Source organism: Enteractinococcus helveticum, assembly GCF_001657475.1.
Lineage (GTDB): Bacteria > Actinomycetota > Actinomycetes > Actinomycetales > Micrococcaceae > Yaniella > Yaniella helvetica.
This window is the reverse complement of sequence record NZ_LXEY01000022.1, coordinates 473,996-484,753: the sequence shown is the minus strand read 5'-3', so window position 1 is coordinate 484,753 and position 10,758 is coordinate 473,996. Positions and strand designations below refer to the sequence as shown.

The 10,758-nt window shown below is 55.8% G+C and carries 13 protein-coding genes and 1 other RNA gene; all 14 read right to left on the bottom strand.

Annotated elements, in window-relative coordinates:
• Positions 1–1,295: 1,295 nt before the first annotated feature.
• Entirely contained in the window at positions 1,296–1,787 is a 492-nt protein-coding gene (locus A6F49_RS14365) for a hypothetical protein (RefSeq protein ID WP_043058526.1), read from the bottom strand.
• A gap of 453 nt (positions 1,788–2,240) precedes the next feature.
• Positions 2,241–3,062, bottom strand: coding sequence for a hypothetical protein (locus A6F49_RS14360; RefSeq protein ID WP_043058527.1), 822 nt, complete (start codon positions 3,060–3,062; stop codon positions 2,241–2,243).
• 18 nt (positions 3,063–3,080) lie between these two features.
• A complete protein-coding gene (locus A6F49_RS14355) occupies positions 3,081–3,314 on the bottom strand; it encodes a hypothetical protein (RefSeq protein ID WP_043058528.1) in 234 nt (77 codons plus the stop codon).
• Between the two features lie 50 nt (positions 3,315–3,364).
• Positions 3,365–3,562, bottom strand: a complete 198-nt coding sequence (locus A6F49_RS14350; protein ID WP_043058529.1) for a hypothetical protein — start codon at positions 3,560–3,562, stop codon at positions 3,365–3,367.
• On the bottom strand, positions 3,559–3,684 hold the full coding sequence (locus tag A6F49_RS18620; RefSeq protein WP_268751208.1) for a hypothetical protein: 126 nt from the start codon (positions 3,682–3,684) through the stop codon (positions 3,559–3,561). Before A6F49_RS18620 ends, A6F49_RS14350 begins: the two co-directional genes overlap by 4 nt.
• The gene (locus A6F49_RS18090; RefSeq protein WP_161485824.1) at positions 3,681–3,839 is read right to left on the bottom strand and encodes a hypothetical protein; all 159 of its coding nucleotides are present in this window, start codon (positions 3,837–3,839) and stop codon (positions 3,681–3,683) included. The genes A6F49_RS18620 and A6F49_RS18090 overlap by 4 nt, the downstream gene beginning before the upstream one ends.
• A 186-nt stretch (positions 3,840–4,025) precedes the next feature.
• A complete protein-coding gene (locus A6F49_RS14340; protein ID WP_052504961.1) occupies positions 4,026–5,477 on the bottom strand; it encodes a DNA primase family protein in 1,452 nt (483 codons plus the stop codon).
• On the bottom strand, positions 5,470–5,670 hold the full coding sequence (locus A6F49_RS17790) for a hypothetical protein (RefSeq protein ID WP_150119514.1): 201 nt from the start codon (positions 5,668–5,670) through the stop codon (positions 5,470–5,472). Before A6F49_RS17790 ends, A6F49_RS14340 begins: the two co-directional genes overlap by 8 nt.
• 113 nt (positions 5,671–5,783) lie before the next feature.
• Positions 5,784–6,059, bottom strand: coding sequence for a helix-turn-helix domain-containing protein (locus A6F49_RS17785; protein WP_052504962.1), 276 nt, complete (start codon positions 6,057–6,059; stop codon positions 5,784–5,786).
• Positions 6,060–6,200: 141 nt separating this feature from the next.
• Positions 6,201–6,578: a hypothetical protein gene (locus A6F49_RS14325; protein WP_150119513.1), complete on the bottom strand. Its 378-nt coding sequence runs from the start codon at positions 6,576–6,578 to the stop codon at positions 6,201–6,203.
• Positions 6,579–6,621: 43 nt separating this feature from the next.
• A complete protein-coding gene (locus A6F49_RS14320) occupies positions 6,622–7,677 on the bottom strand; it encodes a tyrosine-type recombinase/integrase (RefSeq protein ID WP_150119512.1) in 1,056 nt (351 codons plus the stop codon).
• A 355-nt stretch (positions 7,678–8,032) separates the two neighbouring features.
• Positions 8,033–8,405: a transfer-messenger RNA gene (gene ssrA / locus A6F49_RS14315) on the bottom strand.
• 113 nt (positions 8,406–8,518) lie between these two features.
• Complete coding sequence (gene smpB, locus A6F49_RS14310) at positions 8,519–9,028, bottom strand: SsrA-binding protein SmpB (protein ID WP_043058534.1); 510 nt, start codon at positions 9,026–9,028, stop codon at positions 8,519–8,521.
• Between the two features lie 115 nt (positions 9,029–9,143).
• Positions 9,144–10,697 (bottom strand): peptidoglycan DD-metalloendopeptidase family protein, encoded by a 1,554-nt coding sequence (locus A6F49_RS14305; RefSeq protein WP_052504963.1) that lies wholly within the window; start codon positions 10,695–10,697, stop codon positions 9,144–9,146.
• Positions 10,698–10,758: the final 61 nt, after the last annotated feature.

Below are 10,758 nucleotides of genomic sequence, written 5' to 3'. Positions count from 1 at the left end.
GGACAACACCACACAATAAACATGTGGATAACTGGCCGGATTCTTGACGCTCTTTTGGCCGGAAACCAACCGCTGAACTGGCTGGATTTCCCTGCTCATCTGGCCTAGTTCTAGTTGATCACAAACATGCTGCGCTGATCGGTGCTGCGTTGTGAGGTCGCATCGCTTCGGTTGGTGCTCGGTTGCGTGTTGGGTGCTGGCTGGTCGGCAGTCTGCTGCTTGGGCTGCGGTGATGATGCGCTGTCTCCGTGATGTAGTCACGCGCCGGGAGCGGCGCTGGCTGCCGACACGGCGCACGTGGCGGCGCGGTGGTCTCAGCGTGTGCCGGTGAGTGATGATGAGGCCCCCGGCCTTGTGCTGGCGGTCGTGTGACCCCTGGGCCTGGTCCCCTCGGGTTTGCGGGGCTTGAAGAAAGTTATAGCCCGGGGCCTGAAAGTAGGCCCCGGGGCTTGTGATCAGATGACCCCCTCCCCCTGGTGTCCACTACCGCCACGGGTCGAAAGAAAATAAAGCCCCCGGGTTGGTTTGGACCCCATATCACCACGAACGGCCCCGGGGTGGAAGGGGAAAGCCCCTGGACCGCTGTGTTCACGCTCCGATGGTGAACAGCTGAGCATTAGGTGTCGGCTGGTCCGCTGCCAGTTAGTGTTGCGGTCTTGACGCTCAGGTGGTCGAGGTCTTATCACAGCGTGAGTCACGCGTGACACCGGCGGGGCGACGTTATAGCCGCGAGGTGAGGCGACTCGCGGCCCCTAGCCTGACGTCCCTCGGCAATAAGATCGGCCGGCAACTACAGTCCGTACAGCCTGATCCTTTGTTCTTGTATGAAAAGCAGTCTCTAGTGGGCGGCTTGGTCCTCTAGGTCTATACCGTCGAAGTATGTTTCGAGATACGGCAGGTATGGCTCGGTGTAAGAAGATGAACCGTCCTCAGTGACGGCCGTAATCGTGTCAAAGTCGGTGGCGAATTTTGCTATATGAAACGGTGCGTTACCATCAACGACCCACCGAGGTCTGCAACGCTGGATGCAGAAATATGGTTACTACCGTGGATACAACGTCGATGGATACTGGGGGCTTGCCTCTATTCGAGAATTTGCTCGAATGATGAATGGCAAGTACCGTAGCGCAATCCCGTTCTCATTCCCGGCAACAAACATGTTTACGGTAGGGGCAAGGGGTCAGTATTCCTCTGCTATGGCATTGCAGTGCTTCTTGAACTACTACCGCTTCGTATAAGCATATAGAACGGGCACTCCCGCGACTATTTGGTCCGGGGTGCCCGTTTTTTCGTCTCTAGTTAGTGTCGCAACGAGGAATCTCTTCGCAGGTCATGGAAAACGTGTATTTTCCGTTCTCTGTGGTCACCGAAGTCTCTGTCAGTTCGCCCGGACGTTCGTATCCCACCGACCCCATGAAGTCATGGATGAGCCGTGAGAAATCTTTCTCATTCCACTCGTCTCCCTCGACGGTGAAGTGAACGGTCCCATTGTCGTCAGAGCCATAGTCAAGAACATAGCCCCTCGCAGCCTCCGGGTCATCCGCTCTAAAGCCTTCGAAGCTATTTATATCAGCACTTTGCAGCCAGTGGTTCACAACATCGTCGGCCCAGGCCTGCCGGGTATCGGGGGAAATCGCCGGCGTTGCAACCTGCTCTGGAGCGGACTCAGGGGAAACTGAAACCGTGTCCTGCTCTGGGGCGGATTCGGTTTGTGCATTGGAGGAACAGCCCGCGAGCGCGGTGACCGCGATAAGTGTAGCGGTGATGAGGGCTGGGGTTTTTTTCATGGGGCCTCTCTGGGTGGGTGGTGAGGGGTGTGGGCTAACTTACCATGGGGCCGCTCTTTCCCGGTTGTTCGTGGCTATTCTCGAATCTGTAAGTACTCTTAGGTGACGGGGCCGCTGACGCTCGCCTAGTTCTTTGGCCAGTTGACAAAAAGTGATGCCGTCGCGACTGGATTCCTGGAGTGTGTTTTCAAGGTCAGTGTGGATCATTTCGCGGGCGGCCGTGATGGTTCGGAGACGGTTTGTGCACTGGAGGGCTTATTGGAGTCAGTCACGGACCAATTGCTTTTGGTAGCCTGGGCGGCGCAGATTGTTGTGGGCATTGACATGAAGCGTCCGGTATAGGGCGTCCATGCAGCTCCGCCGTTCACCTTATTAAACAGTGAGTGCCGGGGCTCTGGCCGGTCAAATGCCGGCCGGTGCCCCGGCACCGGTGTTACTTACCTCTCGGTGGGTTTAGGCGTCGAGCTCTGGGTCGTGGGCGACGACTAGTTGCTCGAACTTTTGGGCGCGGTCCTGTTCGTACTGGTCTAAACCGTTTTGGACTTGGTCGCGTACGACGTCGTCGATGGCCTGCCACATCGTTCGACGTTCGAAGCGTCGAGTTTCTCCCAGCGTCAGGGACAGCGCCGCTGGCGGCTCACCACACACCAGGGATGCCAGGGGCGGTGTGAGATCGTCCAGTTCCCGGTGGACTGGCAGGTCATGAGCGGTGGCCAGCGCGTTGACCATCGCGTTGATCTGTTGCACCCGGGTTTCTGATTCTGTGTCTCGGATGCCGTCGACCTCATCGAGTAAGACGGTTATCAGCGGGGTGTACCAGTTGCGAGGCTCTTCTTCCTGTGGCGGGTAAACCATGCCGGATTGTTTTGCGTATTCCAATTCATCGGCCCATGCCTGCATTTGGCCCCGGATCGCGTCATAGTGATTACGCCGCGAATTGTAGAAATAACGCGCCCGCTGTTCTTCTTCAAAAGTCAGCTGGTGAACGGTGGTCATGTAGGCGATCCAGGCAGGTGCTACGTTTACTCCGGTGATGACGGCCTGTTCGAACTCGGCGAGCTTCTGTTTACGCAGGGCGTCCAGTTCCACGAAGAACTGCCCGGCATCCTCTTCGAACTGTTGACGCAGCTTGCCCCGGAGCCGTTCTCGATGCTCACGGACGACAGCTGCCTGGTGCTCAAGCTCACGGGCGCGACGGGTTGCTGCAGCGGCCTGCTCAGTGGCTTGCTCGAGTTCTTGTTCAATGTTCAACTGTTGATTTTGGGTCGTAGTCATGGTGTTAGATCCTTTCGGCTATTGGTTAATGTTGTTTTGCTGTTCTGCGTCGAGCAACTGCCCGATTTTGAGAGCGCTCTCGGCCCCGGGGGTGATGCTCAGCATCCGATGCAATTCGTTCCGGGAGGATTTTGCGCCGATTTCCGAGATCTGCTGCGCTTTTTCCAGGGCGATTTTCTCGCGTTCAATGCGGGCCTTGTTTGCGGCTGCCCATGAATCTTGGGCCGGTGTAATGATGTGGTCGTTGGTCATAGTGACTCCTAACGTATTGACTGCTGAAGATTGGTTCGGATGGGGCGTGTTCATGTGGACGAGCTCGCCTTGCGCCGGCTTTTTTCGGCCTGCAAAATGTCGGCAATTTCGTGCGCAATTTTTAGGGCTTCGCTCATGGTCATGTGGGCAAGGATCCCGTGCTCTCCAATAATGGCGATGCCGGGGGTTTCTTGGCGTTTAGCTAACCAGTGGTACCGGCGTGCTTTAATTGGGTTGGGCCGTGTCATTTTTTCTGCTCCATTCGCTGGGTTAACTGCTGCTGTTGGCGGTGTTGCTGGGCCTCGAAAACCGACCAGAATGTTTTGAAGTCTGTTTCGGTTGGTTTCTCATTTACGCCGGCGGTGGTCATGGGGTGTCTCCTAGTTCTTTGATCTGGTACTCGAGGACGCGGATGCGCTCTGTTTTCTCATCACCGCGGCGCTCCAGCCATTTGATGGTTTTCAGAGAGTCCTTAACCGCTTGCTTCCATTTATCGAGCTCTGATTTTGGCTTCCGGTTGGTCATAATCACTTGTTCCTTATCTGTTGTTTTTGCCGCCTACGGCGCTGTAAGAATCGGATGATTCGCATCGTGTTTCGGGCCATGTATTTTGCTTTCTTCTCGATCTGGGCAGAACGGGCAGTTGGTCCCAGTGATTCCCTATAGTGTTTTCTCACGAGAACCTCTGGGGGTATCTGCCCTAACTGCCCATTAGTCATTTCTTAACCCGATTCCATTAAGTCCTCGACTATTCTTGTTGCCGTTGTCGGTCACCCCGTCGATAGTTCGAAGCCGTTTGCTGAGCGCAATCTTCTTCATCGGCGCCTCTCCGGCCATCGCAGCCCACAGGGTATATTCCTCGGTGATTTTTGCGGTAGTAACCGATGCGGCCGGGTTCAGGACGCAACGGTCTGCGATAAACCGGGACAGGGCGTCATTGTCAGCGCGGTAAGCGTCCGTGCTGGCCCGGACGGCGTCCGGTTCATCTAGTCCGGTCTGTTGGTATTGGCGCAGGCCTTCAATCGCCCAGGTGAGCACACCGGACAGCTCGGTTTCTAACCGCTCTTCCAGGCCGTGGTCCTCACGGCCTTCGAATGACACATCGAAGGGCACGACCCGGATCCTCGCCCAGGCCGCTTTGGCGTCGGCATCCATGGCCGGTAAGTCATTGGTCTGCAAAAAGAATGAATGCGACGGCATGAAGCTGACAAAGTTCTGGCCCATGAGTTTCGCGGTGATTTCGTCACCGCCGGTCAGCGACTTCATGAGGGCTTCGTTCATGTTGTCGTTTTTGTCGAGTTCGGACATGACCGCGAACCGTGCCCCACGCAGCACCATTTGGGCCGCCAACTCTCCGGCCGTTTTGCCGCCGTGTCGGCCGGTCACGAGCAGATCGCTGGTGGCTGTTACCGCATAATCACCGAGGGCCTTAGACAGCGTCCTGGCCAGCACGCCCTTGCCGTTGCGCCCGGTGCCGGTAGCGATGAGCATGACATGCTCGATGACTCGGCCAATTAATGACAAGCCAGCGTATCGTTGCATGAATGACCGCAGAGCTGGGTCGGGTAGCGATGACGCGAGAAACTCCGTCCAGGAGTCAGCCGGGGCGCTGGTGTCATAATTTGCTCCGGTAATTTTGGTGATGCGGTCGGCCGGGCTGTGCGGGCGCAGCTGGAGCGTATGCAGGTCCAGGGTCCCGTTAACGCAGTTGAGCAAATACGGGTCCTGGTCGACTTGTTCGGTGAATAGTCGCGAATTCCGGGAGGCTAGGTCAATCACCCCGCGGGTGCCGGTCGCGTTCATTGCCGACCGTACGTCGGCTTGCAGGGTTTGGTCATTCATGGCCTCGACCCACGACATTTTCAGCAAATCCCTGAGTAGCTCGTTGATTCGGGCTTCACGGTGATCTAATGCCCAATGGGTGCCGCACCAGTATTGCCAGCCGAGCCCCTCGACGTACAGAGCCACGCCTTCTGCATACTGGGCCAGCCGTGCCGCCATCCGCTGGTGTGACCGTAAGTGCTGGTCATCCCACTCGATTGATGACGCCTGCTCTTGAAGGTAGATTTCCTCGCGTTCGGCACTCGTGGGTGCCTGCGCGTTGAGCAAATCATTCTGGCCTTGTGCGTAGCTCTCAAAGTCGATGAGTTTCGGCTCACTCATGATGATCACCGCCCACGATACTGATCTGACCAATGAACAAATGCGCTTCACGGCCGTTCATTCGGGCGCGATCCACGGCCAGCTGGGCGCTGGGCAGGTTCGCGTAGAACCGGCGACGGAACCGTTGTTCATCCGCCGTGGTCTTAATCTCGGCGATGACCAAATAAATCCCCTCGAGCTGCTCAGCGAACAACTGGGATCGAGCACGTCCTTGAGCTAGGCTAGACGTGCTGTATATGGTGCTCGTTGCCTTTTCCTGAAATTCCCCCGGTGTTGGTGCCGGGGGAATTTTCTTGTCCGGAGCCATTAGTGGCCACCACCAGAAACGTGGTCATAAGTTGCCTTGGCTTTTTGTTCTCGGAATTTATCGAGGTCAGCTGGCTCGATGCGGATTGAACGGCCGTAGTAGTGAGCACGCAGTTTCCCCTGGCTAATCCATCGACGTACGGTGCCATGCGTGACCGAAAGATAGTCGGCGACTTCCTGGATCGTGAGCGGTCGGGCAACTGGAACAAGAGCTGTTGGAAGTTCTGGGGATTCGGCTGCAATGCGCTGGCGTTGCAGAAAAGTATTCGTTAACAAGACAAGCCTCCCGGGCACGTCAAAGACGTACCAGGCGGGAGGCTTGGTCCTAGGTTCGCAGGCTATTTATTCGCCTGCGGTGTGATCCACCGTCACACGGCTGTTGTACAAGAATAAACTACTGTGATTAAGAAAAGCTAACTACGAGCGTCTTTCTCTGTCATATTCCCCAATTCCGCGGGCTAGCTGATCAAGACTGACCTCACGTAACCCGGCCTGCAGGAGCAAATCCAGAATTGGTGCAAGCCGCTCAGCGCGCCGGGTGACCGTGGAATGTCGACGCAAATTCACACAATGCTCGCACTTAAACGTGTAGGTGACGTGCTCATATACGGCCGGCGATTCACTGGGCGCTGCGGGCGCGACTTCCTTGCCGTCCCTTATGCGTTTATAGTTCACCGGCTGATCATCAGGCAGACTGGTGTCACCGGTTCGAAACCGTTCGAGACGTCGACGGTGCGAGGATTTGGTGTCCTGCATCCAGATCTTAGGATGCCCATCGGCCCCACCTTTTCTCATGGTCGCAATATGCCAACGGGAGTGGCCCTGGTCGCAATAGATATTAATCCGTGTCACTGTTGCCTTTCTCCGCGTCCACGGACAGTTGTTCGGCCAGGGACGCTAACCGTTGCTTTTCCGAGTGCTGATAGATGAGTACGGATTCTATATCCGAATGTCCGGCGAACGACATTAGGTCCGATAACGTCGCGCCGGCTTGACCGAGCCGGGTCAGACAGCTGTGGCGCAAACCGTGAAAAGTTAGGTTTTGAAAGCGCGGATTCTGTGCATCATCGCGGGCCTTGTCAAAATGACCTCGAAACGTGTTCGGATGGTGCGGCCTGTTACCGACCTTGTGTCGAGGAAACAGAAACGACTCCCCTGGCGATTCTACGTACTCCTCGAGATGATGATTCACCTCGTGGACAATGCTACTGGCAACAGGAACGTCGCGGTCGCCAGCTTCGGTTTTTGTGGGGTCTAATCGGGCCGGGGTGCCCCGTCCTTGGACTTGTTCGTTAATCGATAGCCACATGACCCCGTCGGCGGCCACGGTGAAGTCCTGACGCCGTACAGCCAGCACTTCACCAATTCGTAGGCCACACCAGCCAGCGAGCAGCACAGCGAGCCGTTCGTGGGGCGGCATATTGTCGGCAATTGTGTATATTTCGTCAGTCGTGACCACGACTTCGTCGGGCTTGCGGCGGGCACGTTTTTTGGCCCCTGCTTCGGGGATATCGACCGGGCTGCTATCGAGCCACGGTTCAAATGAGCGCGGGAGCTGTTTCGACTTCCCGGTCGCATAACGGAACATTCCGTCGACCGTCCGGTAGTGCTGCCTGGCCACACCTTCCCCGTTGGAGGCGACCAACTTCGTATACCAGCCGGTCACATCGCCCGCGGTGAGGTCGACCACCGACGACTGACGGAACGCTGGAAGAAATGATTGTTCTAAGCGGCGCCTATACGTATAGAGCGTACCTGTAGAACGGCCGATGGACTCTAGCCAAATTAGCCAAGCCTTAGCCAAGTCGCTGACGGTACGGGCTTCGGCCAGGGCCTGTTGTTCTTGCTGCTCACGTTCCTGCCGAGCCGCAGCTCGACGCTGCTTAGGGGGCACGAATGTACCCCTGGCTATTTCTGAACGGGCGATATCCAGGGCTGCGCGGGCATCACCGATTGTTTTGAAAGTGCCAAGATGGTGGTTCTCGTGATCGCGGTATATGCGAGCACGGTATGTTCCTGATCCTGTGGGCTGGATGCCCTCCGGATATTTCTTACGTTTTTTCGCCGCCACTGCCTAATTCACCCTTCGCCCGGGCCTGAAAATAAATGGCCCCAGATCATTGTCTAGCCATTGACTAATTAAATGCTACACTGTGAGCAATAATGACTAATCATCGTCACTAGGGCGGAGATGAGAAACGGCTCCTGACAAGGGAAAAGCCCGCAAACTCAAAGGTTTACGGGCTTTCCTGTGGAGATGCCGGGAATTGAACCCGGGTCCGATGTGGCATTCGTTAGGCTTCTCCGTGCGCAGTCTGCATGGAGTTTTATCGACCTCAGGAACTCGCAGACGAGTACCTGTTAGGTCTAGTCGGATTCAGGTCTCTGTCACTTCCCCCGACAGGGGCGACAGACAGTGGCTATCTAAGCGACGCCAGACACCAGGTCGATAGCAAAGCCTGGGCTGACGGACTCGTTCGCTGGATTAGTTAGGCAGCGAGAGCGAAGTCAGTGCGTTTAGAATCGGCACTTAATTGGTTGCAAAGGGTGTTTACGAGATAACTTTGCGTCCTCGGCACGCTTCCCTTACGGCAACTCACATCGTCGAAACCGATCATCCCCATATTCTGTTGTCTAACAGCACCTGGCGTAGCCAGGACCCTTTACTCTAACGTAAAAGGCTCAACTTGTACAACCGCAAGTCACCTACTTTTATTCCAGCAGGGACGAACTCCTTAGAGCATCGACTTGCCACGACGGTTCGCTTCCCGCATGGCGCGTTGTGCTTCGCGTTTATCCTGTGCCTCACGGAGGGCATGGCGTTTGTCGTAGTCACGTTTACCTTCTGCAAGCGCGATTTCAACCTTGGCTTTGCCGTCACGAAAGTACAGGGACAATGGAACGATCGTGGTTCCCGCGGCATCTAGCTCGCGTTTTAGCTTATTCAACTCGCTGCGATGTAATAACAGCTTGCGCTTGCGTCGCGCTAAGTGGTTGGTCCATGTACCGTACCCATACTCAGGAATGTAGACGTTTTCGAGCCATAGCTCATTGCCGGAAAACATCGCGTAGCCATCCACAATGGATGCCTGACCGTCACGAAGGGACTTGACCTCAGTCCCCATGAGTGAAATGCCAGCCTCGTAGGTGTCTTTGATGTTGTAATTATGGCGCGCTTTGCGGTTGGTAGCGATCACTTGTCGATCTGAACGCGCAGGCTTACTGCGACCAGATTTCTTGGACATTCGCACTCCTTCCGCTGTTCATTTTCGTCCAACCTGCAATTATACAGGCCCTGTCAAAACGACGCCCCTGTTCAATTGCAATCAACTGAACAGAGGCGTCGTGAAGTATTGAATTTTAGAGCAGTCCAGCTGGGTTGACCGCAGTACCGTTGCGCAGCGTTTCAAAGTGCAGGTGGCAACCGGTTGAGTTACCGGTGGTCCCGGTATAACCAATGACCTGTCCCTGTGAAACTTTCTGACCTGGGCTGACAATGTATCGGGTCATGTGGTGGTACTTGGTGGCAAGCAGGTCACCATTGACACGTCCATGGTCGATCACTACACGACGGCCCGAAGTCGACACGGCCCAGTCGGCGTTGATCACGGTGCCAGAACGTGCAGCCTTAATTGGGATGCCGCAACCACCACCGTAGTCAATACCGGTATGGACGTAGCCACCGCGGCCGCCGTAATCATAGGTACCGGCAGGTGTTGGACGCCATCCGAAGCCTGAGGTGACATAGGTGTTGATCGGGGCAATCAGTCCCCACGCGCTACCACGATTCGCCTGCTGCGTTACTTTCTTCTCAGCGGCTTCATAGCTCTTATTGGCGCTATTTGCTGAGCTGCGGGCTTTTTCTGCAGACTTCTTCTGCTGTTGTGTAGCGTTGCGCTGAGCGGCCTGTCGTTCGGCTTCGCGAGCCTTGCGTTCAGCTTCTTGTGCGGCTTTGCGTTTGGCTTCTGCTTCGGCAACGGCCTCGTCGTATTCTTTTTGAATCTGTGAGACCTCAGAGGACTGAGCGTTGACCTTTTCCTGCTGAGCAAGAATTTCTTCGTTGACGCTGCTGGCTGCTTCACGATTCTTTTCGATCGCAGCTTCGATCCGCGGACGCTCTGCTTCAAGTTCTGCGGTGAGACGCTCGTTGGTGTCGATCATGCCATCGAGTTCTTCTTTGGCAGCATTCGCTTCATCTCGCGCGGCTTGCTCGGCTGCAAGAGCCTCTTCTGCTTGAGCTTTCAGTTCGCGGATCTCGGATTCTACTGCTTCGAGGCGGGCCTGTGCATTCATGTCTTCAGCATTTTGCTGGGAGACTTCAGCAATCTGATTCTCTTGGATGCGCAGGGCCTGCTGTGCCATTCCCATAGCTTCAGGAAGCGATGAGTCGCTCACGCCAAGTAAGAACGACAGGTTATTGACGCCCCCGGACTTATACGCTTCGGCCGCGATTTGCCCGACTTCGTCTTGTGCGAGGTCAAGAGCCGCTTCCGATTCTGCAATTTCCTGCTGTATATCAGCCAGGCGAGCTTCGGCGTCGGCAATACGATTATTGAGCGAGTTCACTTCTTGCTGCGCAGCAGCGACCCGTGACTCGGCTTCCTCAACAGCTTGCTGGGCTGCCGGCAACTGCTCTTGCAGTTCCTGTAGCTCAGTGACTTTATTGGCAATATCCTCATCGAGACCTTCAAGCGAAGCGTTCAGATCGCCACGGTCCGAGTCGAGCCCAGCTTTTTTATCGTTAAGATCTTCCAGCGAGTTGCCCAGCTGATCGCGCTCCTTTTTGGAGTCCTCCAGCTGGCGTTCAAGCCGGTCAATACGATCCTGTCCGAATGCAGGCACCACCGAGGTGACACCTAAAACGGCAACGATGCCGGCGGCCGCAAGAACGCTTGTGAACCGTCGTTGTGTCATATTCCTGTCTCCTTTAGACACGCGCCAAATATCGTGTTGGATAACTTGAAGGTGGCTCGGT